The organism is Streptomyces sp. NPDC090032, assembly GCF_044748025.1.
In the GTDB taxonomy this organism is placed as follows: domain Bacteria; phylum Actinomycetota; class Actinomycetes; order Streptomycetales; family Streptomycetaceae; genus Streptomyces.
Map to the genome: position 1 here is coordinate 1 of NZ_JBIVFF010000020.1, position 25,674 is coordinate 25,674.

The window sequence follows — 25,674 nt, forward strand, 5'->3', positions numbered from 1 at the left end:
GGGGGGGGGGGGGGGGGGGGGTGCGGGCCCGGGGGTGCCCGGGGGGGCGGGGCGGGCCCCCCCCCCGGGGGGGGGGGGCGCGGGGGGGCGGCCCGCGCCCCCCCCCCGCCCGTGTCAGATGACGGCCCTTCAGTGAGGCTTATCTCTCTTGGTGCAAATGGTTGCAAAAATCCGATAAAGCATCCAAACCGGACGCCTGGCAGGCGATTGTCGCCCACTTGGCGTGTATGTTCCGGGGCCGAGAGCCATGGAAGGGACCAATCCGGTGAACAAGAAGCTTGCAGCCGCACTGTCCGGCGGTGCGGTACTGGTGCTTGCGCTGTCGGGATGCAGCAGCGATGACGGCAACGAGAAGCTGGACGCCTGGGCCAAGACGGTCTGTGACGAGGTCCAGCCTCAGGCCAAGAAGATCGAGAACGCCAACGCCGCGATCCAGAAGGAGACCTCGGACAACAGCAAGCCCGCGGACGTCCAGAGCACCGACTCGCAGGCCTTCCAGGACATGTCCGATGCCTACAAGTCGATCGGTTCGGCCGTGGACAAGGCGGGGGCCCCGCCGGTCGACGGCGGCGCCAAGAAGCAGACGGACGCGGTCAAGGAGCTCAACGGGATCTCGGCCTCGTACGCGGACCTGAAGAAGCAGGTCGACAAGCTCGACACGAAGGACCAGGCGAAGTTCGCCGACGGCCTCAAGGGCATCGCGGGCGAGCTCGACAAGCTGAGTCAGAGCGGGAGCGACGCGCTCAAGAAGCTGGAAGAGGGCGACGTCGGCAAGGCGATGGCGAAGCAGGACAGCTGCAAGAGCGCGTCCTCTTCCCCGGCTCCCTCCAAGAGCTGACGCAGGCGAGCTGATTCCGGGGCCGGCTCCGAGTGCGCCGACTCCGGGAGCTGATTCCGGGGGCGGGCTTCGAGTGAGCTGACTCCGGGAGCTGATTCCGGGGGCGGGCTCCGAGTGAGCCGACTCCGGGAGCTGATTCAGAGCGCTGACGTTTCCCCCGTGTCCCCGGTGCCGTCTTCACGCGGTGCCGGGGACACGTCGTAGGTGGGTGGCCATCGGGGGTCCGGGGTGACAATGGGGGCGTGAGTAGCTCCAGTCTGTCCAAGTTGCCGTCCATTGACCGTGACGATGTCGCCGCCCGGCTGCGTGAGTCCCTGCTGGGGGCCGAGTTCACCGCCGACGGCCTGCTCGAGCTGCTCGGGGCGCCGGCCTACGCGGCGCTCGCGCGGAGCGAGACCGTCCCCGCCCTGCGGGCGACCCGCGGGGACAGCCCGCTGGAGACGCTCGTACGGCTGTTCCTGTTGCAGCAGCCCGCGGAGTACGCGCGCGTGGCGGCCGTTCTGCCGGTCGACGAGTGTCTGGAGAGCGGGTGGCTGACGCGCGCCGGTGACGACGAGGTCGCCGCCTCCGTCGACGTGCGCCCGTACGGCGGGCCCGACGGCGAGGACTGGTTCATCGTGTCCGACCTCGGGTGCGCCGTCGGCGGCGCCGGAGGTATCGGCAGCCACGCCGAGGGCGTCGTCCTGGGCGTCGGCGGCGCGTCCACGACGCTGTCCGGGATCACCGTGCGTGCGCCCGCGGCGAGCGCCCTCGACCTCGGTACGGGTTCCGGGATCCAGGCCCTGCACGCCACCCGGCACGCCACGCGTGTCGTCGCCACCGACCTCAACCCGCGCGCCCTCCACATGACGGCGCTGACCCTTGCCCTCTCCGGCGCCGGCCCCGCCGAACTGCACGAGGGTTCACTGTTCGAGCCCGTGGGTGAGGAGACGTACGACCTGATCGTGTCGAATCCGCCCTTCGTCATCTCGCCGGGGGCGCGGCTGACGTACCGCGACGGAGGGATGTCCGGGGACGATCTGTGCCGCACGCTCGTTCAAGAGGCGGGGGCACGGCTGAACGAGGGCGGGTACGCGCAGGTTCTCGCCAACTGGCAGCACGTCGACGGAGAGGAGTGGACTGACCGGCTCCGGTCCTGGGTGCCGCGCGGATGCGACGCGTGGGTCGTGCAGCGTGAGGTGCAGGACATCACGCAGTACGCCGAGTTGTGGCTGCGGGACGCGGGGGATCACCGCACGGACCCGGCGGAGTACGCGGCTCGGTACGACGCGTGGCTCGACGAGTTCGAGGCCCGCAAGGTGCGCGGCGTCGGATTCGGGTGGATCACGCTGCGCAAGGCGCCCGAGGGCGTCGAGCCGTCCGTCACGGTGGAGGAGTGGCCGCACTCCGTCGAACAACCCCTCGGGGACACGGTGCGAGCGCATTTCGAGCGCCTCGACTATCTGCGCACGCACGACGACGCCGCCCTGCTCGGTGCCCACTTCAAGCTCGCGGGCGAGGTCGTGCAGGAGCAGGTCGGGCTGCCGGGGGCCGAGGATCCGGAGCATGTGGTGCTGCGCCAGCACCGCGGGATGCGGCGGGCCACGAAGGTGGACACGATCGGCGCCGGGTTCGCGGGCGTCTGCGACGGCACTCTCAGCGCCGGCCGGATCCTCGACGCCATCGCGCAACTGGTCGGGGAGGACCCGGTCTTGCTGCGGGACCGCACGCCCGCGCAGATCAGGATGCTGGTGGAACAGGGGTTCCTGGAGCCGGCTCAGGTGTGACGCGCGGGGCTGAGGCGATTCCGCTTTTCTTTCTGAAGATCCCGGAAGTCTCAGAGCGGAAGATCTCGGAAGTCTCAGGTTGGAAGATCTCGGAAGTCGCGGGTCGGGAGATCTCGGAAGTCTCAGAGCGGAAGATCTCAGGTAGGACTCTGAAGATCTTCCGAGAGATCTCAAAAGATCTCCGGTGGCGCATCGCGACATCGTTGCCAGAGGCATGCATGGCGGTCGTTCACCCGGGATTCGCCCTGTCGTCTCCCGCGCGTGTCAGCCTCACCGGCCTGGGACCCCAGCACCGGGAGGGAAAGCCATGGAGAGCGGACCAGCGATCTTCGCCGGGACCGTGTTCACGCTGTTCGGAGCGGGACTTCTGCTGTGGACCGGGGTGCGTGTGACGCACCGCGCACCCGTCGCCGACGGTGTGAACCCCGTCGCATCGGCGACGCTCGCCACACTGGCCGCGGTGGTCTCCCTGGTACTCGGGGTGTGGTGCTTCGGCCGGTTCTGAGCGGCGGCCCGCAGGGGGAGTCCCGGGCAGGGCCCGGTGGACGTTCCGGACACCCTGTGGGCACTCCGGGCGGCAGGATCGTCGGTAGTCGGGTTACCGTTCGAGTGGCCGTTGCGGGCTTTTCCCGTTTGACACGGGGGCGGGAGGTACCGTCACACTCCGCAGCGACACCGCACGTACCGCAGTGCCGACCCCCACGTCCCGTAGGGCGCGGGGGATCCCCAGCGCCGACCGGAGAGAAGAGCGAAGTTGTCCCCGACCAGCGAGACCGCACACGGCGGCCGCCGACTCGTCATCGTCGAGTCGCCTGCCAAGGCGAAGACGATCAAGGGCTACCTCGGCCCCGGATACGTCGTCGAAGCGAGCGTCGGGCACATCCGCGACCTCCCGAGCGGCGCCGCCGAGGTGCCGGAGAAGTACACCGGCGAGGTGCGCCGGCTCGGTGTGGACGTCGAGCACGACTTCCAGCCGATCTATGTGGTCAACGCTGACAAGAAGGCCCAGGTCAAGAAGCTCAAAGACCTGCTGAAGGACTCCGACGAACTCTTCCTCGCCACCGATGAGGACCGCGAGGGCGAAGCCATCGCGTGGCACCTCCTCGAGGTCCTGAAGCCCAAGGTTCCCGTCCACCGGATGGTCTTCCACGAGATCACCAAGGACGCGATCCGCAGCGCCGTCGCCAACCCGCGCGAGCTCAACCAGCGCATGGTCGACGCGCAGGAGACCCGCCGCATCCTCGACCGCCTCTACGGCTACGAGGTCTCGCCGGTCCTGTGGAAGAAGGTCATGCCGAAGCTGTCGGCGGGCCGCGTCCAGTCCGTGGCCACCCGTCTCGTCGTCGAGCGGGAGCGCGAGCGCATCGCCTTCCGCTCCGCCGAGTACTGGGACCTGACCGGCACTTTCGCGACCGGCCGCTCCGGCGACGCCAGCGACCCGTCGAACCTCGTGGCCCGCCTGAGCGCGGTCGACGGCAAGCGCGTCGCGCAGGGCCGCGACTTCGACTCGCTCGGCCAGCTGAAGTCGGCGAACGTGCTGGCCCTGGACGAGACGAACGCCCGCGCGCTCGCCGCCGCCCTGGAGAACACGAACTTCGCCGTACGGTCCGTCGAGTCGAAGCCGTACCGCCGCTCCCCGTACGCCCCGTTCCGTACGACCACGCTCCAGCAGGAGGCGAGCCGCAAGCTCGGCTTCGGCGCGAAGGCCACGATGCAGGTGGCCCAGAAGCTGTACGAGAACGGCTTCATCACCTACATGCGTACGGACTCCACGACCCTGTCCGACACGGCGGTCTCGGCCGCCCGTGCGCAGGTCACGCAGCTGTACGGCGCCGACTACCTGCCGGACAAGCCGCGCACGTACGCCGGCAAGGTCAAGAACGCCCAGGAGGCGCACGAGGCGATCCGTCCCTCGGGTGATCGTTTCCGCACTCCCGCCGAGACCGGCCTGACCGGTGACCAGTTCCGGCTCTACGAGCTGATCTGGAAGCGGACCGTCGCCTCCCAGATGAAGGACGCGGTCGGAAACTCCGTCACGGTCAAGATCGGCGGTACCTCCGCCGACGGCCGCAACGCCGAGTTCTCCGCGTCCGGCAAGACGATCACCTTCCACGGCTTCCTCAAGGCCTACGTCGAGGGCGCGGACGACCCGAACGCCGAGCTCGACGACCGCGAGCGCCGGCTTCCGCAGGTCACCGAGGGCGACGCGCTGTCCGCCGAGGAGATCACCGTCGACGGCCACGCGACCAAGCCGCCGGCCCGCTACACCGAGGCCAGCCTGGTCAAGGAGCTGGAAGAGCGCGAGATCGGCCGCCCGTCGACGTACGCGTCGATCATCGGCACCATTCTCGACCGCGGCTATGTGTTCAAGAAGGGGACGGCTCTGGTGCCCTCCTTCCTGTCCTTCGCCGTGGTCAACCTCCTGGAGAAGCACTTCGGGCGGCTTGTCGACTACGACTTCACCGCGCGGATGGAGGACGACCTCGACCGCATCGCCCGCGGTGAGGCGCAGGCCGTGCCGTGGCTGCGGCGCTTCTACTTCGGCGAGGGCGAGGGCTCGGGGGGCGCCGCCGAAGCGGGCAACGGCGACGGCGACCACCTCGGCGGTCTCAAGGAACTCGTCACCGACCTGGGCGCGATCGACGCCCGTGAGGTGTCGTCCTTCCCCGTCGGCGAAGGCATCGTCCTGCGGGTCGGCCGCTACGGCCCCTACGTCGAGCGCGGCGAACGTGACTCCGAGAACCACCAGCGCGCCGACGTGCAGGAGGACCTCGCTCCGGACGAGCTCACCGTCGAGTACGCGGAGGAGCTCCTCGCCAAGCCGAGCGGCGACTTCGAGCTGGGCGTGGACCCCGTCTCCGGGAACCAGATCATCGCGAAGGACGGACGCTACGGGCCGTACGTCACCGAGGTGCTTCCCGAGGGCACCCCGAAGACTGGCAAGAACGCGGTCAAGCCGCGTACGGCGTCGCTCTTCAAGTCGATGTCCATCGACACGGTCACCCTGGACGACGCCCTCAAGCTGATGTCCCTGCCGCGCGTGGTCGGCGCCGACGCCGAGGGCGTCGAGATCACCGCGCAGAACGGGCGATACGGGCCGTACCTGAAGAAGGGCACCGACTCGCGCTCCCTGCAGACCGAGGACCAGCTCTTCGCCATCACGCTGGAAGAGGCCCTCGCGATCTACGCGCAGCCCAAGCAGCGTGGGCGCGCGGCCGCCAAGCCGCCGCTGAAGGAGCTCGGCGAGGACCCGGTCAGCGGGAAGCCCGTCGTCGTCAAGGACGGCCGCTTCGGCGCGTACGTCACGGACGGCGAGACGAACGCGACGCTCAGGTCGTCCGACTCCGTCGAGGAGATCACGCCCGAGCGCGGCTACGAACTCCTCGCCGAGAAGCGGGCGAAGGGCCCCGCCAAGAAGACGGCCAAGAAGGCCGCGAAGAAGGCTCCGGCGAAGAAGGCGCCCGCCAAGAAGACGGCTGCCAAGAAGACCGCCGCTTCGAAGACGACGGCTGCCAAGAAGACGACCGCTGCGAAGAAGACGACAGCAAAGAAGGCGACGGCTTCGAAGTCGGCCTCTACGGAGGAGTAGTCATGACCGGGGGAGCTGTCATCCTCCGGTCGCCCTCCATGGAGGATCAGCGCGGCAGTGTGCACGCGCGTGAACGTCACAACGGCCGCCGGGGCGAGTGCCCCGGCGGCCGTATGTTCGGGTGGGCCCTCGGGGAGTCAGTGGGTCCGGATAGGCTGGACGAATGACGCGAGCCGAGCAGCCAACGGCCCAGAATCCGGCCCCCGACGACGCCCTGGTCGCAGATTCCCGGGAGCGCGCCGTCCGCGCCCTGCTGCGGGTACCGCAGCTGAAACGACTGTGGAGCGCCCAGCTCGTGGGCGGCATCGGTGACGCACTCGGGCTTCTCGTGCTCGTGGTGCTGGCCCTTCAGACAGCGGTCGCCGAGAGCTCGTTCGGGGGCGGGTACCGGGGCGTGGCCTTCGCTGTCGCCGCCGTGTTCGCTGCGCGCGTCCTGTCGACGCTGCTCTTCGGAGCCGTACTGCTCGGCCCGCTCTCCTCGCTGACCTCCAAGGACGGTCCCCTGGACCGGCGCTGGACGATGGTCGGCGCGGACGGAGTGCGGGCCGCCCTCCTCATCGTCGCGCCCCTGTGGATCGACTGGACCCCGGACAACGCACTGGCGGTCCTGCTCGTCACCGCCTTCGTCGTCGGTGTCGCCGAGCGCTTCTGGACCGTGTCGCGCGAGAGCGCGGCGCCCGCGCTGCTGCCCGCGCCGCCCCTCGAAGGCGCGGCCGTACGCCCGCTTCCCGACCACATGGAGGCGCTGCGGCGCCTCTCCCTGCGCACCGGATTCGTGGCGCTGCCCCTCGCGGCCGCTGCGCTCGTCGCCGTCACCCTCGTCGGGAACCTGATCGGGGCCGGGGTCGACTGGTTCGGCCTGCACCAGGCCGCACTCGCCTCCTACGTAGCGGCCGGTCTGTTCGCCGCCTCGCTCTCCGTCGTCTTCTTCCTCGAACTGCCCGACACGCAGACCCCGCGCGCGCGGTCCCCGCTCGAGGGCCTGCGCCGCCCCAAGACCGGCAGCGGTGTCGACAAGGGACGCACGGGTGCCATCCCCCTCCTCGTCCTCGCCTGCGCCGCCGTCGCCGCCGCGATCTCGGCCGCCGTCGCCGTGTCCGTACTGCACGCCAAGGACCTGTCCGGCGGCCCGGTGACCTTCGGGCTGCTCGTGCTCGGGCTCACCGGCGGCACCGTCGTCGGCATCCGCTCGGCGCCCTCCGTGCTGCCGTCGCTGTCGCGCCGCAGGCTCCTCGCGCTCGCGATCGCCCTGACCGGTATCGCCTTGCTCGCCGCGGGCCTGGTGCCCGACGTCACGAGCGTCCTGCTGATCGTCACCCTCGCCGGCGTCACGGCCGGCATCGCCGCCAACACCGGACACACCCTCCTCGACCAGGAGTCCGAGGACTACCGGCGCGCCCGCACCACTGAGCACCTCCAGGCGGTCGTACGGGTGTCCATCGCGGTCGCCGCCGTCGCGGCGCCCCTGCTCGCGGCCGCGATCGGCCCGCACCGGCTGGTCAACGGCAAGTTCGTGTTCGCGCACGGCGGCGCCGCTTTCACGCTGATGCTCGTCGGCGCCCTGCTGCTGCCCGTGGCCGCCCTCGTCCTCGCCAAGGCCGACGACCGCAGCGGAGTGCCCCTGCGGCACGACCTGCGCGACGCGCTGCTCGGAGGGAACGATCCGGCACAGGCCCCCGCCCCCACCGGCTTCTTCATCGCACTGGAGGGCGGCGACGGCGCCGGGAAGTCGACCCAGGCCGAGGCACTCGCCGAGTGGATCCGCGGCAAGGGCCACGAGGTCGTCGTCACCCGCGAGCCCGGCGCGACCCCCGTCGGCAAGCGGCTGCGCTCGATCCTCCTCGACGTGTCGTCGGCGGGCCTCTCGCACCGCGCCGAGGCCCTCCTGTACGCGGCCGACCGCGCGGAGCACGTGGACACCGTCGTACGGCCCGCCCTGGAGCGCGGCGCCGTCGTCATCTCGGACCGCTACATCGACTCGTCCGTCGCCTACCAGGGCGCCGGCCGCGACCTGTCGCCGACCGAGGTCGCCCGTATCAACCGCTGGGCGACCGGCGGGCTCGTCCCGCATCTGACCGTCCTGCTCGACGTCGACCCGCTGGCGGCGCGCGAGCGGTTCACGGAGGCGCCCGACCGGCTCGAATCGGAGCCGGCCGAGTTCCACGCGCGCGTGCGCTCCGGTTTCCTCACGCTCGCCGCCGCCGACCCCGGCCGCTACCTCGTCGTCGACGCGGCCCAGGAGCCGGAAGCCGTCACGACCGTCGTCCGGCACCGGCTCGACACGGTGCTGCCGCTCTCCGAGGCCGAGGTGAAGGCCCAGGCAGAGGCCCGTAAGGCCGCCGAGGAGGAGGCCCGCAGGAAGGCCGAGGCCGAGGCCGCCCGCAAGGCCGAGGAGGAGCGCGTCGAACGCGAGCGGCTGGAACAGCTCGCCAAGCTGCGCGCCGAGGAGGAGGCCCGCAAGCAGCGCGAGCTGGAGGAGGCCCAGCGGCGCGAGGCCGAGCGCCAGGCCGAAGAGGCCCGGCAGCGCGCCGAGGCGTCCCGCCGCCGTGCCGAGGAGGAGCGCGCCAGGGTCCTCGCCGAGGAGCAGACCCGGGCCGAGGAGGAGGAGCGCCGCCGTCGTCAGGCGGACGAAGAGGCGCGCCTGCGCGCGGAGGCCGAGGAACGGCGCCTGGAGAAGCAGCGCAAGGCGGAAGAGGCGCTGCTGCGGGCGGAGGAGGCCCGCCGGCTCGCGGCGGCATCCGCGGCGGCGGCTTCCGCGGCGGCCGAGTCCGCGTCTGCCGCTGCGGCGGGGGCCGGGTCCGCGAGTGCCGCCGGGCGTCCGGTGGCCGACAACGAGACCACGGTTCCCACGCCTGTGGTGAAGCCCACGGGTGGCGCGGCCGACGAGACGGCAGTGCTGCCGCCGGTCAGGGACGCCGGTACGGGTTCCGGGGTCGGCCCTGACGCTGGTGCCTGGCGTGGTGGGGACAACGACGAGACGACTCAGCTGCCGATGCCGCCGCACCCCACGCAGCACCAGGCTGGGGCCGCCGATGAGACGGCGGTGCTGCCGCCGGTGCGTGACGACTCGGTGCGTGGGGGTGCTGGTGCCGGATCTGGTGCTGGTGTTGCCGATGGGGGACCGGCGGACCGGGTTCCGCCGGGTTACTTCCGGGATGAGCGCCAGTCGTCGGCGCCGTCGGCCGGGGGCGCGGGCACGGGTGCCGCTTCGAACGACCGGACGCGCGAGCTGCCCCAGGTCGACGAGCAGGGCCGGCCTCGTCAGCGGCCGAGGCCCGACTGGGCGGAGGAGACCCCGCTGGACGACCTGCCGTCGCTGGCGGACGAACTGCTCGGCGGGCATGACGACGACGGTGAGGGTGACGCGGGCGCGGGCGGCAGGCGCCGGGGCCGGCGCTGAGCCGACCGCGCGATGACCGATGGCCGGCCGCCCGGCTGGTGGGGTGGCGGCCGGATCGATCGCGGGACGGGGTTGTCAGTGCCGTCCCGCACAATGAATCCGGTAGAGCGAAGTGCCGGAGTTCGACGGTGAGGCGGTAGTCCATGCCCGTATGGGACGACCTGGTGGGACAGGAGCGCGTGGCCGCGCAGCTCGACGCCGCCGCGCGGGACGCCGACGCACTCGTCACGGCCAACGCGACGAACGCTCCGCCGCCCGAAGCCTCCAAGATGACGCACGCCTGGCTCTTCACGGGGCCGCCCGGCTCGGGCCGGGCGACCGCTGCGCGCGCGTTCGCTGCCGCCCTCCAGTGCGTCAGCCCGGACCGGGCGCTGGGCGGAGCCCCCGGCTGCGGTTTCTGCGACGGCTGCCACACGAGCCTCGTGGGCACGCACGCCGACGTGGAGATCGTCCGTACGGATCTGCTCTCCATCGGCGTGAAGGAGACCCGGGAGCTCGTCCGCAGAGCTCAGCTGTCGCCCGCCGTGGGCCGCTGGCAGGTCATCGTCCTCGAGGACGCGGACCGCCTCACGGAAGGCGCGGGGAACGTACTGCTGAAGGCTGTCGAGGAGCCCGCCCCGCGGACCGTCTGGCTGCTCTGTGCGCCCTCCCTCGAAGACGTGCTGCCCACGATCCGCTCCCGCTGCCGCCACCTGACGCTGCGTACGCCCGCGGTCGAGGCGGTGGCCGACATGCTCGTACGCCGTGACGGCATCGAGCCGGCCGTGGCCGCCGAGGCGGCCCGCGCCACGCAGGGCCACATCGACCGCGCGCGGCGCCTCGCCACGGACCCCCGCGCGCGGGCGCGCCGGGCGGCGGTGCTGAAGCTGCCCCTGCGCGTCGAGGATGTCGGCGGGTGCCTCAAGGCCGCGCAGGAGCTGATCGACACCGCGGCGGAGGACACGAAGCAGCTCGCCGAGGAGGTCGACGCCAAGGAGACCGAGGAGCTGAAGGCGGCGCTCGGCGGGCAGAGCGGCGGCCGGATGCCGCGCGGCACGGCGGGCGCGATGAAGGAGCTGGAGGACCGCCAGAAGCGCCGTAGAACGCGTACGCAGCGCGACAGCCTCGACCTGGCCCTCACGGACCTCACGGCGTTCTACCGCGATGTGCTCGCCCTGCAGCTCGGCTCCCGCGTAGCCCTCGCGAACACCGACGCGCAGGACACCCTGGAGCGCCTCGCCCGCGCGGCCTCGCCCGAGTCCACGCTCCGTCGCATCGACGCGATCGCCGAATGCCGCGATGCGCTCGACCGCAATGTGGCGCCGCTGCTCGCCGTGGAAGCGATGACGATGGCGCTGCGGGCGGGCTGACACACCCTTCGGTTAACTCGTACGGGGCGCCGTCACCACACACTGCGATCGATCGAACGCGGACGGTTAGGCTCGACTGATGTACTTCAGGCGCCATCATTCCCCTGTCCGAGGCCTGCGGGCCTGTGGAACCCTGCTCGCCGCCGGACTCCTCATGTCCGCCTGCTCACCTGGGAGTTCGGGAAGCACAAGGACGGCGGACATCTCGCTGGCCGCGCTGCCCAAGGAGACCCCCGCCAACCTGTCCGCCTACTACGGGCAGTCGCTGGCCTGGCGCGACTGCGGCGTCCCCGGCTTCCAATGCGCCACGATGAAGGCGCCGCTGGACTACGAGAAGCCGGAGGCCGGTGACATCAAACTGGCCGTCGCCCGCAAGAAGGCCACCGGCCCGGGCACGCGCCTCGGCTCACTCCTGGTCAACCCCGGCGGGCCCGGCGGCTCGGCGATCGGCTACCTCCAGTCGTACGCCGCCCTCGGCTACCCGGCGGCGGTCCGCGCCCGCTACGACATGGTCGCGCTCGACCCGCGCGGCGTCGCCCGCAGCGAACCGGTCAAGTGCCTCGACGGCAAGCAGATGGACGCGTACGCGCAGACCGACGTCACGCCCGACGACCAGGCGGAGACGAACGAACTGTCGGCGGCCTTCAAGAAGTTCGCGGCCGGCTGTGAGACGAGGTCCGGCGAGGTGCTGCCGCACGTCTCCACGGTCGAGGCGGCCCGCGACATGGACGTCCTGCGCGCCGCGCTCGGCGACGAAAAGCTGACGTATGTCGGGGCGTCGTACGGCACGTTCCTCGGGGCGACCTACGCGGGGCTCTACCCGAATCGGGTCGGCCGCCTCGTCCTGGACGGCGCGATGGACCCGTCCCTTTCCTCGGAGGAGATGAACCGCGACCAGACAGCCGGCTTCGAAACGGCGTTCCAGTCGTTCGCGAAGGACTGTGTGCGGCGCTCCGACTGCCCCCTGGGCACGGGGAGCGCCGCGGACGCGGGCGCGCGCCTCGAAGCCTTCTTCGCCGACCTGGACCGCACCCCCATCCCCACCGGTGACCCCTCGGGCCGCAAGCTCGGCGAGGCCCTCGGTACGACCGGAGTGATCGCGGCGATGTACGACGAGGGGGCGTGGCCGCAGCTGCGCTCCGCGCTCAGCTCGGCGATCAAGGACAAGGACGGCTCGGGTCTGCTCGCCCTCTCCGACAGCTACTACGAGCGCGACGGCGACGGCACGTACGCGAACCTGATGGCGGCCAACGCGGCCGTGAACTGCCTCGACCTGCCGCCGTCCTTCAAGAGCCCCGACGACGTGAAGGCGGCCCTGCCGTCCTTCGAGAAGGCGTCCCCGGTCTTCGGCGACGGCCTCGCGTGGTCGGCGCTGAACTGCGCGTACTGGCCGGTGAAGGCGACCGGAGAGGCCCACCGCATCGAGGCGAAGGGCGCCGCCCCGATCGTCGTAGTCGGCACGACCCGCGACCCGGCCACCCCGTACCGCTGGGCACAGGCCCTCGCCGGCCAGCTCGAGTCCGGCACGCTCCTCACCTACGAGGGCGACGGCCACACCGCGTACGGCCGAGGCAGCGCCTGCATCGACTCCACGATCAACGCGTACCTCCTCGACGGCACCCCGCCCAAAGACGGAAAGCGCTGCTCATAAGGGGTGCGAGGACACTTTTCGGCACCCCGGGACGCCCGTCCCGGGGCCTTGGCAGGGGGTGTGCGGAGCACCCCCGAAAACTGTGTAGACTTGGCGACGTTGCTGACCGCACCATGGTGCAGACAGCGCGCCGCCTTAGCTCAGATGGCCAGAGCAACGCACTCGTAATGCGTAGGTCTCGGGTTCGAATCCCGAAGGCGGCTCTGTGGAAGCCCCAGAACTCACTCGCCGTGATCTGGGGCTTTTGCTTGTCTTGATGTAGAGGGGCCATCCGCGAACGGAAGATCGCGGAGGGCCCCTCTGGCGTGGCCGCGGATCGTGGAGTGCGGCCGCTGCTGAGGCGCTCGTGAATCCTGGCGCCGTTGAAACATCCCACCCGCCTCACCGCATCTAAAAGGTGTGGGGAGATGAGGGGGAGGGCGCCTGATGAGGCGGTCCGAGGAGAGCGGGTTCCGGGAGTTCGCGGAGGCCCGGACAGGACATCTGTTCCGTTCGGCATGCCTGTTGACCAGTGGCGACACGCATTTCGCCGAGGATCTGGTGCAGGAGACGCTGGGGCGGATGTACGTGGTGTGGGGGCGGTCGTCACGGGTCGGGAACCCGGCGGCGTACGCCCAGACCGTCCTCATACGTGCCTTTCTCGCGCACCAGCGGCGGCGTTCCGCGCAGGAGCGGCCCAGCGACGAGCTCCCTGAGACCACGGACAGCGCGCCGGGTGACGCCTCGCTGCGGATCACTCTTCTCGATGCGCTGCGGCAGCTGCCGCCGAAGGACCGGGCGGTGATCGTGCTGCGGTACTGGGAGGACCGATCCGTGATGGAGACCGCGGAGATTCTGAACGTCAGCTCGGCGGCGGTGCGTACGCGGACCACTCGGGCGCTGGCCCGGCTGCGGGAGCAACTGGGCGGCAGCGTGGCCGAGTTCGCCACATCATGAGCTTGACTCGATCTTGTGTGAGGAGTGGTGGTTCGGCATGTCAGGAACAGACGAAGACCGTGACCAGGAAGCCTTCGTGGGTGGCCTCGGAGAGGCCCTGCGGATAGCTGGTGAGACGTTCAATGCCCCGGGCGGGCCTCTGGTCGACGGTGGCGTGGTGCGCGGCCGGCGCAGGCTGCGGCGTCGGCGGGCCGCGACGGTCACCGGGAGCTTCGCTGCGCTCGCCGCGGTCGGATTCGGCGCGTCATACGCTGCCGGGGCTTTCGGGGCCGAGGCGGAGCACGGCAGCCCGGTGGCCGCGCAACCCAAGCCGGGCAGTACAACTCAGGGGAAGACCAGCATGCCCGGTGAGGGGCCGCAGTTCCCCGCCAGCCATCTGATCAAGACCCTCGAAGAGCTGCTGCCCGACGGCAAGTTCAGCAGCGAGTCGGGGCGCGGCACGGAGGACGAGCTCGGGCCGCTCGCCTCGGTCGTCTTCGACGACGGCAAGGGCAAGGCGGCGATCGGGCTGAGTCTGGGCCGGGTCGACCCTGAGGGCACGAGGGCCGCGGAACAGCTCGCCTGCCCCGAGAAGGTCTACACGCGGTACGACTCCTGCTCGAGCAAGACGCTGGCCGATGGCTCCCGGCTGCTGCTCCTGCAGGGCTACGAGTACCCGGACAAGCGCGCGGACACCAAGTGGTGGCACGCGTACGTGGTGACGCCGGAGGGCTTCACTGTCGACGCCAGCGAGTGGAACGCGCCGGCGGAGAAGGGCGAACCCGTCTCCCGGGACGAACCGCCGCTCAGCACCGCACAGTTGAAGGCCCTGGTGACCTCCAAGGAGTGGCGTCCGATACTGCGGGCGTTGCCGAAGCCGCAGGACGAGCCCGTGGAGCCGCTGGCCCCGCAGGCAGCCGGCGGCGAAACCATCCTCAAGAACCTCACCTCACTGCTGCCGAAGAGCGCCAAGGTGACGACCCGCCATGGCGAAGACGGCTTCGCGTACATCGTGGTGAACGACGGCAAGGGGGCGAGCCTCGTCCAGATCAATGTGCAGCCGAACATGTCCGACGTGGAGGGCGAGCTCTTCGGCTCCGGTGCACAGACCCTGCCGGACGGCACGAAGGTCGTCACGCATCAGGGGCCCGGTGAGAAGGGAGGCCAGGGCGTGGTGATGTGGACCGTGGACACGCTCCGCAAGGACGGGCTCCACGTGGTGATATCGGCGTTCAACTCAGGCACGCAGAACACCCCGGCCACGAGGACCACGCCCGCGCTGACCATGACACAGCTCAAGGCGATAGTTACGAGTGAGAGGTGGCGGGGGTAGGGCCGGCGCTGGGGCCGCTCTTGGGCTCGGGGCTCGGGGCTCGGGGCTTGGGGCCTGGGGCCTGGAGGGGTGTTACTTCGCGTCGGCGTAGCACTTCACCACTGCGGTGGTGAAAGGGAAGTGGACCGGGGTGTCGCCGAATGTGAGGTGGCCGGCCAGTTCTGCGGCCTCGCGGATCGCCGCGGTCACTGCTTCCGCTTCTTCTTCCGGGCAGTGCACGATCACCTCGTCGTGCTGGAAGAAGACCAGTTCGGCTGCCATCCCGGTGCAGGACTGGCGCAGGGCGGCCAGCATCAGGTCGGCCCAGTCGGCGGCGCTGCCCTGGACGACGAAGTTGCGGGCGAAGCGGCCGCGGGCGCGGGAGTTCACCGAGGCGTAGCCGGGGGTGAACTCGGTGTCTCCCGAGGGCTGTTCGGGGGACGGCTCGTCCTGGGGGATGCCGGCCTCGTCCTGGTCCACGGCGCCGGCGGCCGGTGGGCAGGTGCGGCCGAGCCAGGTCCGTACGAGGCGGCCCTCCTCGCCGGCGCGGGCCGCGTCGTCGACGTAGGCGACGGCCCGGGGGAAGCGGCGGCGAAGGGCGGCGAGATTCTTGAGGCCGTCGCCGGACGTCTGGCCGTACACCGCGCTGAGCACCGCCAGCTTTGCCTTGTCACGGTCGCCGGAGAAGGCCCGGTCGGAGACGGACTGATAGAGGTCGGTCTCCCGCCCGGCGACCTCCATCAGGCCGGGGTCGCGGGAGATCGCGGCGAGGACGCGGGGTTCCATCTGGTCAGCGTCGGCGACGACGAGCCGCCAGCCCGGGTCGGCGACGACGGCACGGCGGATGACCTTGGGGATCTGGAGTGCGCCACCGCCATTGGTGACCCAGCGTCCCGTGACCGTGCCGCCGGGCAGGTACTCGGGGCGGAAGCGCCCGTCGCGGACCCAGTCCTGGAGCCAGGACCAGCCGTGTGCGGTGTAGATCCGGTACAGCTTCTTGTACTCGATCAGGGGCCGCACCGCCGGATGGGCGATCGACTCGATCTCCCATCGGCGAGTGGACGTGACCTTCACGCCGGCCTGGGCGAAAGCCTTCACCACGTCGGCCGGCAGTTCGGGGCGCACGCGGCGGCCGAACGCCTCGGACACCTCGTCGGCCAGTTCGGCGAGGCGGCGTGGTTCGCCACCGCCCGCGTAGCGCTCGCCGAGCAGTTCGTGCAGTACGGAGCGGTGTACGTCGGCGCTCCAGGGGAGGCCCGCCGCGTTCATCTCGGCCGCCACGAGCATGGCCGCGGACTCGGTGGCGGTGAGCAGCCGCATCCGGCCCGGGTGGGCGGTGGCGTCGTGGCGGCGCTGCTGATCGGCGTACACCTCTATGAGGTCTTCGAGGGGGACATGGACGGGTTGGGGTTCGAAGAGCGAGGACTGGGAGCCGGGGGTCGCGGCGCGTTGCGGGGGGTCCGGAGGGACGGCCGTCCCGCGGATTCTGGCCAGGGCGGCAGCTGCGGAGCGGGGTTCCCCGAAGCGGCCGGCATGGCCGAGGAGGAGGGTCTCGGCGTCCTCGATGTCGTAGCAGCGCGGCACGCGGACTCCCGCGGCGAGCAGCCCGGGGTAGACAGCTGCTGTCGATCGCCAGATCCAGCGCGTGACGTCCGGACGGGAGCGGACCGCTTCCGCGAGGCTGGGCTCCTTGCGGACCGGAGCGGCGGGTGTGCCGTCGGCACCGAGCGGCGCGAGTTGGGCTCCGCCGTCCTCGGTGGCCGCGATGGCCCACTTCTCGGTCATGCCGGTGAGTCTTACACCTGGCACTGACAGCGCCGGGGTCGTCGGGATGGGCGGTGGCAGTGGCATTGGCGGTGGCAGTGGCGGTGGGGGGTGGGTGCTCGCGCGGGTGTAGGCCCGGGCCACCTGTGCTGCCGGCGACCTCAAGGAGGTCGATGTATCCGCAGGGATGGGTGGCGGCTGGCGGATCGACGGATCGGCGGATCGGCGGGTGGTGGTTGGCGGAGGTGGGCTCCCCGTGGGCGGCGGGGACTGGTGTCCCTGCGCATCCCGGGGCGGGGAGGCCTCACCTCATCAGGACCACCAGTCACGTCACCCCGCCAGAAGCACCAGCTTCCCCCGCACGTGGCCTCCCTCGCTCAGGGTCTGCGCCTTGGCCGCGTCACGGAGGGGGAGAGTGTCGGCGATCGAGATGCGGAGCTTGCCGTCCGCGGCGAGTGCGGCCTGGTGGGTGAGGTTCTCGCGGGCCTTGGCGCGGTCGCCGCCGCCGGACGAGAAGACCACGTCGTACTTGGCCGCGTCAGGGTCGGCGATGGTGACGACTCGGTCCGGGGTGCCGCCGCGGAGTTCGACCGAGTCCGCCAGCGCCCCCTTGCCCGCCGCGTCGAACACCGCGTCCACGCCCTGCGGGGCCACCGCGCGCACCCGCTCCACGAGCCCGTTCCCGTACGCGACGGGGACGGCGCCGATGGAGCGCAGGTAGTCGTGGTTGGCGGGCGAGGCCGTGCCGATCACCGTCGCGCCGAGCGCCACGGCCAGCTGTACGCCCATCGAGCCGACCACGCCCGCAGCCCCGTGGATCAGCAGCGTCTCGCCGGTGCGTACGCCGAGGAGGTCGAGTACACGCTGGGCCGTTTCGCCGGCGACGGGGAGGGCGGCGGCCTCGGTGGGTTCGAGGGCGGCGGGTCGTGGGGCGACGGCGGAGGCCTGGGCCAGGGCGTAGGCCGCGTACGCGCCGGTCGCGGTCCAGCCGAGGACTTCGTCGCCGACCGAGAGGCCGGTGACGCCCTCGCCGATCTCGTCGACGGTTCCGGCGAATTCGTTGCCGGGTACAGCCGGCAGGGAGGTCGGGAAGGCCTGCTCCATCCAGCCGTTCCTGATCTTGTATTCGATGGGGTTGACCCCGACCGCCGCGACCTTCACGCGGACCTGGCCGGGACCCGCGTGCGGCTCCTCGACGTCGTCCTTGAAGCGCAGTACCTCGGGTCCGCCGAACTCCTCGAAAACGATGGCTTCCATGCCGGTGTCTGCCTCTCACTGCTTGGTCGGATTGGCTGGACCAGGCGGGCTGTCCTGGACCACGCGGGCCGGTCCTGGTCCTGGTCCTGCTGGTGTGCTCTGGCGTCCTGCTGGTTGTCCTCTGGCGATCTCTGGTGATCTCGTCCGTTCGTTCACGCAGAGTCCCAGAGTCGATCGTCGCCGGGGGCGGGCCGGCTCGCCCTTCGAACGGTTCCGCCTGTCCGAAAGACCGGCCGACCGGCGTACGCCCCGGGCGGCCGACGCCGTCCGTCCCGGAGGTACCCACCGACCGTCACCCGGGCCCTCACCCACCACCCCGCACACCATTCCGGCGCCCCCATCCCGCGCCCAGAACCCCCGCCCCCACGGCGACCACCGCGCACAGCCCCACGGCCCCGCCGACGACACCCCACGGCACCACGACGTCGGCCTCGAGCCCCGGCAGGACTCCCGCCCCCGTCGGCGAGAGCCGGCCGAGCGCAGCCGCGAGTCCGCCCAGGTTGAGTGCGATGACGGCCAGTCCGAGGGCCGTGCCTGCCGCGACCGCGACCAGCGCTTCGCCGGCGAGCATCCACCTGACCTGAGCCCGCGTGGCCCCCGCCGTGCGCAAGACCCGCAGTTCCCCGTCCCGTACGGACGCGGCCATCAGCTGCGTTCCGGCCAGCGAGATCGCCGTATAGGTGAGGGCGATGCCCAGGAGCAGCAGCATCCCTTGCCGGGTCTGGGGTTTGACCCGGGGGTGGGTGGCGTCGAGCCAGGAGGCTGCGGTGCGTATGCGCAGGTCGTGCCCGGACGTGGCCGCGCGCAGCGCGCCCGCCACTGCCGAGGGTGAGGTGTCCGGCGGCAGGCGTACGTCGATCCGGTCGACCGGGGCCGCGCCCGCGTTGGCCAGGGTGACGTACGCGCCGTTGTCGCCGGTGCCGCGCGCCAGGACGGCGGCGATACGGAGAGTGGTGCGGCGTCCGTCGCCGAGCCAGACGGTCAGGCGGTCGCCGACGCGGTGGTGCTCCCACTCCTCGTTGACGACGATGGAACGGTCGTCGAGGCGGCGTATGTCACCGGCGACGACGGGGAGGCGGCTCGTCGCGGCGAGGGCCGCGGGGTCGCTCACGGCCCGCGCCTCGGAGCGGACGAGGGCGGTGCCCTCCTCCCGTACGAAGACAGCAGTGGAGGCGGATGGGGAGACGGCGGCCGCACCCGGAACCGGGCGCGAGATCCTCAAATCATCTCCGGTAGCGATGAGTTGGGCCTGCGTCTGCTCGCTCGCCTCCTGTGCCTTGGCCGCACTCACCGATTCCGCCGAGCCCATCAGGGAGCCCGCGAGCGCCACCGTCACCAGGACGGGTGCGGCGATCGCGGCGGTGCGGCGGACGGCGGCGGTGGCGTTCTCGCGGACGAGGAGCCCGACCGCTCCCGGCAGCCGGACCAGCCGCAGCACCGGGCGCACAAGGAGTGGGGCGAGCGCGGCCGCCGCGGTGATGAGGATCATCGGCTGGGTGGTGTACGTCTTGCGCTTCAGGAGCGCCGACGGGTCGGTCCAGAGGGTGTGGACCGTCAGGCCGAGCCCCAGGGCGAGAAGTGCGGCGCCGACGATCCGGCGGCTCCACGGCATGACATCCGTGTCCACGTCGGCGTCCCGCAGTGCTTCCACCGGGCCGATGCGTCCGGCGCGGCGCGACGCGACCCATGCTCCCGTGACCGCCACGAACAGGCCGGTCCAGAAGGCGAGTTGAAACGGCCAGGAGGTCCAGTAGGTCCAGTAAGTCCAGGAGGTCCAGGAGGTCCACTGTGGTGACGTGTTGCTGGCGCTCATGGTGAACCACCCAGGTGCGATGCCGTTGTTGATCAGGGCACGGGCGAGTAATGGCGCGCCCCAGGAGCCGAGGACGCAGCCGGTGGCGCTCGCCGCACCCCCCACCGCGAGGGCCTCGGTGACGAGTTGTCGCCGCACGTGTCCCGGCGTGGCGCCCGCGAGCCGCAGCAGCCCGAACTCCCGCCTGCGCAGGGCGACCACGAACGCGAACGTCGATGCCGTGACGAAGACGGCGACGAAGCCCGAGACTCCGCCGGCCGTGCCCAGCATCGCCCGCACCGCGACGACGGCCTGCGCGTCGCGCTCCGCGCTCGGGTCGGCCTGGCGGCGGGCTGCGCCGGTCAGGACCTGCGCCCGGTCGCCGACCACCTCGCGTACGGCGGTCGCCGAGGCGTCTACGCCGACCGCGTCCGGCGCGAGATGATCACGATGGACGGTGCCCACATCGGCCAGTTCGCGGAGCAGTTCTTTATCCACAGGCTGTGGATAGGGAATCTTCTTCGAGTCAGGGGTACGGTGCGGGCCCCGGTCGACCTCTACGGTCAGGGTGTCGTGCGGCATGACCACGACAGGCTGCGCGGCGAACCGCTCCGGCTTGCCGGGGGGCGGGTCGGCGGCCGCCGCGAGCCCCAGCCCCATGACCGCGACCAGGGCCACCCCGAGCGCGACGGCGACGAACACTCCCGCGAAGAGATGCCGGCGCGTCCGCAGGTTCGCCCGGACGGAGGCGAGCGTGGTCAGCATGCGTCGACCTCCTCGCCGAGCGCGTTGCCGGCGGACAGGGGAGGGCTGCCAGCGGCGGCGGACATGTCGCTGGCACCGGTTCTCGAACCTGTACGCGCACTCGTACGCGCGCCGGCTCCCGAACCCGTACCGGCTCCCGAACCCGTACCGGCACCGGCTCCCGAACCTGTACCGGCACTCGTACGCGCGTCGGCCCCCGAACCCGTACCGGCTCCCGAACCCGTACCGGTCCCCGAACCCATACCCGTACCGGTCCCCGAACCCGTACCCGTACCGGCTCCGGAATCCGTACCCGCGCGAGCCCCCGCACCCCCCTCCAGCCCCGTCATCCGTGCCGCGACCGTCTCCGCGTCCGGGGTCAGGAGTTCGTCCACCACCCTCCCGTCGACCAGGAACACCACCCGGTCCGCGCGGGCCGCGGCCACCGGGTCGTGCGTCACCATCACCGTCGTCTGACCCTCCCGGTCGACCAACTCTCTTAGCAGAGTCAGCACTTGGCGTCCGGTGGTCGTGTCGAGCGCACCCGTCGGCTCGTCGCCGAAGAGGACGGCCGGCCGGGTGATCAGGGCGCGGGCCAGGGCTACCCGCTGCTGCTGGCCGCCGGAGAGCTGCGAAGGGCGGTGTCCCATGCGGTCGGCGAGACCGACGCGGCCCAGCGCCTCGCGTACCTCCGCGCGCGAGGGCCGCCGCCCGGCGAGCCGAAGGGGGAGTGCCACGTTCTGCGCGGCGGTCAGTGAGGGCAGCAGGTTGAAGGACTGGAACACGAAGCCGATCCGGTCCCGGCGCAGGAGCGTGAGCGCCCGTTCGCCGAGTCCGGTGAGGTCGGTCCCGGCGACGGTGACGGTGCCCGACGTCGGGCGGTCCAGGCCCGCGGCGCACTGGAGGAGCGTCGACTTACCGGACCCGGAGGGCCCCATCACGGCGGTGAAGGTCCCGGCGAGGAAGTCGAGGTCGACCCCGTCGAGGGCGGTGACGCCGCGGTACTCGCGGCGTACGGCGGTGAGGCGCACGGCAGGTGTGGTCATGCCTCAACCCAAGCGTCGTGGAGCCCCGCGAACACGACCACTGGGGGGCGTCCCGGGGGTAGGGCCAGCCATACCCCCGTACGCGCCTGAGACCATGGAGGACACGACGGGCCGAGCGACGGGCCAAGCGACGGACCGAGCGGTGGACCGAGCGACGGACTGCACGGCGAACCAGACCGGCGAGCTGGCACGCAGGCGCATAGGCACATAGGTACACAGGCAAGGAGGCGGCGCTCCCGCATGACAGAACGTACGACGCGGACCACGGTCGAGCGGGCCTTCGCCGCCGCCCTGTACGGGGAGGGCGCCGAGGCCGGGCTCGACACGGGCGCGTCCCTGCTCGCCGCAGATCCGTCGGCCGACACCCAACTCGCCTTGCGCGGACAGGAGTTCGTGCGTCGGGCCTGGGAGCGCGGCTGGCAACCCGCCGACGTCATGCGCATCGTCGTACGCGACCTGGAAGAGGCCCCGCACGGACACATCGCGGCCCGCCTTATGCGCGCCGAGACCGCACGTTACGAGTACCTGCCCCCGCGCTGGGACGCACAGTTCGCCGAGCTGCCGCGGGACGCGGGGCCGGGATCGGGGCCGGGTTCAGGGTTGCCCCGTCTGGACCGTTTCTCGTACGCGACCGCCGTTCTGGAGCTGTACCGCCTGCTCCTGCGCCTCCCGCAGATCGAGGCCGTGGGGCCCGTGCCGGGCGAGTCCGTGGCGCGGCCCGTCGCGGGGGAGCCGCGCGAGCTCGCCCGGATCCGCGCGCTGCTCGCCAAGGCCGAGGCGACCGGCTACCCGCCGGAGGCCGAGGCGCTGGCGGCGAAGGCGCAGGAGCTGATGACCAGGCACAGCGTCGACGCGGCGCTGCTCGCGGCCCGTACGCACGCGAAGGACACGCCTGTCGCGTGCCGGATCGGTGTGGACGCCCCGTACGAGACGGCGAAGGCGGCCCTCCTCGACGCGGTCGCGTCGGCGAACCGCTGCCGCGCGGTGTGGAACAGCGGTTTCGGCTTCTCCACGGTTGTCGGCTTCGAGTCCGATCTGGAGGCAGTGGAGCTGCTTCATACGTCGTTGCTGGTGCAGGGAACGGCCGCCATGACGCGGGCCGAGGCCGAGCAGCGCGCCGGGGGACGCAAGCGGACCAAGACGTTCCGGCAGGCGTTCCTCGCCGCGTACGCGCACCGCATCGGTGACCGGCTCGCGGCGGTTGCGGAGGAGGTGACCGGCCGGAGCCAGGAGGGCGGGCTCCTGCCGGTTCTGGCGGCGCGCGATGTCGCGGTGGCCGACCGGGCCGACGACATGTTCCCGCAGACGGTTACGACCAGGGTCCGAGGCGTCAGCGACGGAGCCGGCTGGGCGGAGGGAGTGGCGGCAGCGGACCGCGCCCGCGTCTCGGACCGCGCCGAGGTACGCGGCGGAGGCGCATCGCGGTGAACGGGGGAGGCGCGTCGCGGTGAACGGGGGAGCGACGACTCGGAGCGAGGCTGCGGCAGCTGCGACGTGCCGGACACGAAGGCGACGCCGAGCTGGCAGTTCGCGGTGTTGCGCGGGGCGGGGCTGCGCGAGGCGGCATTGATCGAGGGGGTGCTGCGTGAGGCGGTGCTGCGTGAGCAGCGTGACGCGTGGCCCAGCCTGGGCGCGGCGTCGGGCCGGGCGCGGAGCGTGACACGGCCCCGAGCCCTCAGCCTGGCGCGCTACCCGCCCCGAGCGTGACACGGGCCCGAGCTCTCAGCCTGGCGCGCTACCCGCCCCGAGCGCGACACGCGCCCCAGTCCCCAGCCCAACGCGCGCCCCAATCGCGCTCCACTCGGCCCGCCTTCCAGCCACCCCGCCCCCCAGCCCCCTGCCTCCCAATCACCCCGCCCTCAATCGCCCCACCCACCCCGCCCCCAAGCCAGCCCCCTGACCCCATATGCCCCACTCCCCCCCTAACAATCCAAACTCGCCCGTATCCTGACGTTGTGAGTTGGTTCCGGGCGCTGAAGGACACCACCCGCTCGGGCTTGAGTGTCGAGCGGCAACGGCTGGAACCCCTGGTCGCGCTGCGTGGCGCCGCCGGTCTGGCCATCGTGATCACGGTCAGCCTCACGTTCTTCGGCCCGGCGGTCGCGGCGAGCTCCGCGTTCGGCGCGTTCCAGGCGGCGATCGCCACGTTCCAGCGCAGTTGGCGCCCCCGCCCCGAGCTGGCCGTGGCCTCCGGCGCGAGCCTCGGCGTCTCGACGTTCCTCGGCTACCTCACCGGCGGCCACCTCGTCGCCTTCCTCGCGCTCCTCGTCCTGTGGACGTTCCTGGCGGGCCTGTCCTGGGCGGCAGGCCCGACGATCGGCATCATCGCGTCGTCGAACGTCGCGATGATGCTGGTCACGATCACCCTGCCGACCTCGGTCGCGGCCGCCGCCGGCCACGCCGCGATGATGGTCTTCGGCGGTCTCGTCCAGGCCGCGCTCGTGATCCTCTTCCCGGTACGCAGATGGGGGGCGCACCGCGACGCCCTGGCCGACGCGCTCGCCGCGGAGGCCGACTACGCGCGCAGGCTGCGCCACGACCCGGTCGCCCCGTTCGACGGGGAACCGCTGATGCTGGCCCGCAACGCCGCCGCGCTCACCCCGCGCCAGGCCCGCACTCGCCCGGCTCAGCTGCACGGCACCCGCGGCCTCGCCGAACGCATCCGTCCGGTTCTCGCCTCCCTTGCGGACCCGGCGGTCGGCGTCCCTGACGAGGGGCCCGAACGCGAGCGTGTCCGGGAACTCCTGGGCGCGGCGGGCTCGATCCTGGACGCGGCGGCACGAGCGATCCGCCACGGCGCCCCGGTCCAGGTGCCCCCGGCGGCGATCGCCACGTTCAAGACCCCCGACACGGGGGCGATCCTCTCCGGCCCGGCGAAGCGGGCGGCGGCGCGCCTGGGCTCGCTCTTGAGGGACGTACTGGAGACCGCAGGCGCGCACCCTGACACCCAGCACCCTGACACCCAGCACCCTGACACCCAGCACCCCGACACCCAGCACCCCGACACTCAGCACCCCGACACTCAGCACCCCGAAACCCCCGACACCCAGCACCCCGAGCCCCTCAACGAGAACGCCCAGCTCACCAGCCCAGCCCTCACCCACCCCACCGTCACTCGCCCCACCGTCACCAGCCCCGCCCTCACCAGCCCCGCCCTCGCCCGGCCCGCCCTCACGCGTCCCACCCTCGCCCGGCTGCTCCCCATCGCGGCCGGAGCGATGCGCAAGGAGATGCACCCCGGGTCGCCGATCCTCAGGCACGCCATCCGGGTGTCGGCCGTCGCCGCGGTCGGCTACCTCATCGGCACGGCCCTCCCCTTCGGCCACAGCTACTGGGCGCCGATGGCCGCCGTCATGGTCATGCGTCCCGACTTCTCGCAGACCTACTCCCGCGCGGTGGCCCGTTTCGCGGGCACGCTGATCGGAGTCGCCCTCGCCACCGGGCTCGTCCAGGTCGCCCACCCGGGCACCGGCCTCTCCGCGGCGCTCGCCGTCGTCTGCGCGGGCCTGATGTACCTCGTGATGCGCACGGGCCAGCTCGCCGCGCAGGCCTGCATCGCCGCGTACGTCGTGTTCCTGCTCGGCATGGGGGGCGAGGCATGGGGCCAGACGGTCCTCGAGCGGGTCGTCCTCACGCTTGTCGGCGGCCTCCTCGCGATGCTGGCGTACGCGCTCTACCCGGCCTGGGAGACACCCCGCCTGCGCACATGGCTCGCGGACTGGCTGCTCGCCCTCGGCCGGTACGGCGCCGCTGTGATCGGCCGCTACGCGGAGCCCGACGGCGGGAACCTGCCCGATGTGCGCGAGGCCCTGCTCGCCGCCCGCACGGCCGAACTCGCCTGGCAGGAAGCCGCGTCCAGGGCGTGGACCGAACCGGTGCGCCACCGCGGCCTCTCCCGCGCAGCGGCCGACGACGCCGAACACGCCCTGCAGCACATCGGCCGGGTCGAAATGCTGATGGAGGCACACCTCCCCGAACGTGAGGCGACCCCGGTCCCGGCCGCCGCCCGCCTGGCGAAGGCGCTGAGCGCGGCCACGGAGGACGGCGCGCGTGCGGTGCGCGAGCGCCGGGTGCCGAGCTGGCAGGCGGTACGCGACGCCCTCGCGGACTGGGACGGCGAGGGCGTGCCGGACCGGGTCGTACGCAGGGGCGCCGGCCTGCTCCTGGAGGCCCTGGAGGAACTCTCCGACGCACTCGACACCGACGTACCCCCGATCACCCTGAAACCCGGCGACCCGCCGGCACCCGGCG

The 25,674-nt window shown here is 71.9% G+C and carries 15 protein-coding genes, 1 tRNA gene and 1 pseudogene; 13 read left to right on the top strand and 4 right to left on the bottom strand.

Going from position 1 to position 25,674, the window contains the following annotated elements:
* Positions 1 to 247 precede the first annotated feature (247 nt).
* The 10 genes from ACIPWY_RS36260 to ACIPWY_RS36305 all read left to right on the top strand — a co-directional run bounded on the left by ACIPWY_RS36260 (position 248) and on the right by ACIPWY_RS36305 (position 14,841).
* Positions 248 to 838 carry a small secreted protein gene (locus ACIPWY_RS36260; protein WP_362901011.1) on the top strand — a complete coding sequence of 197 codons (591 nt, stop codon included), beginning with the start codon at positions 248 to 250 and terminating at the stop codon, positions 836 to 838.
* A gap of 242 nt (positions 839 to 1,080) precedes the next feature.
* Complete coding sequence (locus ACIPWY_RS36265) at positions 1,081 to 2,604, top strand: methyltransferase (protein WP_401536660.1); 1,524 nt, start codon at positions 1,081 to 1,083, stop codon at positions 2,602 to 2,604.
* A gap of 307 nt (positions 2,605 to 2,911) precedes the next feature.
* Positions 2,912 to 3,109 (top strand): hypothetical protein, encoded by a 198-nt coding sequence (locus tag ACIPWY_RS36270; RefSeq protein WP_351986474.1) that lies wholly within the window; start codon positions 2,912 to 2,914, stop codon positions 3,107 to 3,109.
* A gap of 249 nt (positions 3,110 to 3,358) precedes the next feature.
* Positions 3,359 to 6,193 (top strand): type I DNA topoisomerase, encoded by a 2,835-nt coding sequence (gene topA, locus ACIPWY_RS36275; protein WP_401536662.1) that lies wholly within the window; start codon positions 3,359 to 3,361, stop codon positions 6,191 to 6,193.
* A 163-nt stretch (positions 6,194 to 6,356) separates the two neighbouring features.
* Positions 6,357 to 9,593, top strand: coding sequence for a dTMP kinase (gene tmk, locus ACIPWY_RS36280; RefSeq protein WP_401536664.1), 3,237 nt, complete (start codon positions 6,357 to 6,359; stop codon positions 9,591 to 9,593).
* Positions 9,594 to 9,736: 143 nt separating this feature from the next.
* Positions 9,737 to 10,942, top strand: coding sequence for a DNA polymerase III subunit delta' (locus ACIPWY_RS36285; protein ID WP_362901003.1), 1,206 nt, complete (start codon positions 9,737 to 9,739; stop codon positions 10,940 to 10,942).
* Positions 10,943 to 11,021: 79 nt separating this feature from the next.
* Positions 11,022 to 12,593 (top strand): alpha/beta hydrolase, encoded by a 1,572-nt coding sequence (locus ACIPWY_RS36290; protein WP_362901001.1) that lies wholly within the window; start codon positions 11,022 to 11,024, stop codon positions 12,591 to 12,593.
* Positions 12,594 to 12,722: 129 nt separating this feature from the next.
* Positions 12,723 to 12,796 (top strand) — tRNA-Thr (locus ACIPWY_RS36295).
* Between the two features lie 223 nt (positions 12,797 to 13,019).
* The gene (locus ACIPWY_RS36300; protein WP_362900999.1) at positions 13,020 to 13,529 is read left to right on the top strand and encodes a SigE family RNA polymerase sigma factor; all 510 of its coding nucleotides are present in this window, start codon (positions 13,020 to 13,022) and stop codon (positions 13,527 to 13,529) included.
* A gap of 37 nt (positions 13,530 to 13,566) precedes the next feature.
* Positions 13,567 to 14,841, top strand: coding sequence for a hypothetical protein (locus tag ACIPWY_RS36305; protein ID WP_401536667.1), 1,275 nt, complete (start codon positions 13,567 to 13,569; stop codon positions 14,839 to 14,841).
* Positions 14,842 to 14,913: 72 nt separating this feature from the next.
* Here the strand turns inward: ACIPWY_RS36305 and ACIPWY_RS36310 are convergent, their stop codons facing one another.
* The 4 genes and pseudogenes from ACIPWY_RS36310 to ACIPWY_RS36325 all read right to left on the bottom strand — a co-directional run.
* Positions 14,914 to 16,605 carry a bifunctional 3'-5' exonuclease/DNA polymerase gene (locus tag ACIPWY_RS36310; RefSeq protein ID WP_362900995.1) on the bottom strand — a complete coding sequence of 564 codons (1,692 nt, stop codon included), beginning with the start codon at positions 16,603 to 16,605 and terminating at the stop codon, positions 14,914 to 14,916.
* Between the two features lie 309 nt (positions 16,606 to 16,914).
* Positions 16,915 to 17,841, bottom strand: coding sequence for an NADP-dependent oxidoreductase (locus ACIPWY_RS36315; protein WP_401536669.1), 927 nt, complete (start codon positions 17,839 to 17,841; stop codon positions 16,915 to 16,917).
* Between the two features lie 304 nt (positions 17,842 to 18,145).
* Complete coding sequence (locus ACIPWY_RS36320; protein WP_401536671.1) at positions 18,146 to 20,398, bottom strand: ABC transporter permease; 2,253 nt, start codon at positions 20,396 to 20,398, stop codon at positions 18,146 to 18,148.
* A 314-nt stretch (positions 20,399 to 20,712) separates the two neighbouring features.
* Positions 20,713 to 21,423, bottom strand: a pseudogene (locus tag ACIPWY_RS36325) (ABC transporter ATP-binding protein); the annotation flags it as partial.
* Positions 21,424 to 21,663: 240 nt separating this feature from the next.
* On the opposite strand from ACIPWY_RS36325, the gene ACIPWY_RS36330 reads away from it, so the two are divergent.
* The 3 genes from ACIPWY_RS36330 to ACIPWY_RS36340 form a co-directional block, all read left to right on the top strand.
* Positions 21,664 to 22,851: a DUF2786 domain-containing protein gene (locus tag ACIPWY_RS36330; RefSeq protein WP_393699650.1), complete on the top strand. Its 1,188-nt coding sequence runs from the start codon at positions 21,664 to 21,666 to the stop codon at positions 22,849 to 22,851.
* Positions 22,852 to 22,917: 66 nt separating this feature from the next.
* Entirely contained in the window at positions 22,918 to 23,130 is a 213-nt protein-coding gene (locus tag ACIPWY_RS36335) for a hypothetical protein (RefSeq protein WP_393699652.1), read from the top strand.
* A gap of 248 nt (positions 23,131 to 23,378) precedes the next feature.
* Positions 23,379 to 25,674, top strand: a 2,296-nt coding sequence (locus ACIPWY_RS36340; RefSeq protein ID WP_401536674.1) for an FUSC family protein, incomplete at its 3' end; no start/stop codon positions are given.

Excerpts from the sequence above, each read along its gene's own strand:
- ACIPWY_RS36290 (WP_362901001.1), top strand. The coding sequence starts at position 11,022 with ATGTACTTCAGGCGCCATCATTCCCCTGTCCGAGGCCTGCGGGCCTGT.
- ACIPWY_RS36300 (WP_362900999.1), top strand. The coding sequence starts at position 13,020 with ATGAGGCGGTCCGAGGAGAGCGGGTTCCGGGAGTTCGCGGAGGCCCGG.
- ACIPWY_RS36320 (WP_401536671.1), bottom strand. The coding sequence starts at position 20,398 with ATGCTGACCACGCTCGCCTCCGTCCGGGCGAACCTGCGGACGCGCCGG.
- ACIPWY_RS36330 (WP_393699650.1), top strand. The coding sequence starts at position 21,664 with ATGACAGAACGTACGACGCGGACCACGGTCGAGCGGGCCTTCGCCGCC.
- ACIPWY_RS36270 (WP_351986474.1), top strand. The coding sequence starts at position 2,912 with ATGGAGAGCGGACCAGCGATCTTCGCCGGGACCGTGTTCACGCTGTTC.
- tmk (WP_401536664.1), top strand. The coding sequence starts at position 6,357 with ATGACGCGAGCCGAGCAGCCAACGGCCCAGAATCCGGCCCCCGACGAC.
- ACIPWY_RS36285 (WP_362901003.1), top strand. The coding sequence starts at position 9,737 with ATGCCCGTATGGGACGACCTGGTGGGACAGGAGCGCGTGGCCGCGCAG.
- ACIPWY_RS36310 (WP_362900995.1), bottom strand. The coding sequence starts at position 16,605 with ATGACCGAGAAGTGGGCCATCGCGGCCACCGAGGACGGCGGAGCCCAA.
- ACIPWY_RS36305 (WP_401536667.1), top strand. The coding sequence starts at position 13,567 with ATGTCAGGAACAGACGAAGACCGTGACCAGGAAGCCTTCGTGGGTGGC.
- ACIPWY_RS36315 (WP_401536669.1), bottom strand. The coding sequence starts at position 17,841 with ATGGAAGCCATCGTTTTCGAGGAGTTCGGCGGACCCGAGGTACTGCGC.
- ACIPWY_RS36260 (WP_362901011.1), top strand. The coding sequence starts at position 248 with ATGGAAGGGACCAATCCGGTGAACAAGAAGCTTGCAGCCGCACTGTCC.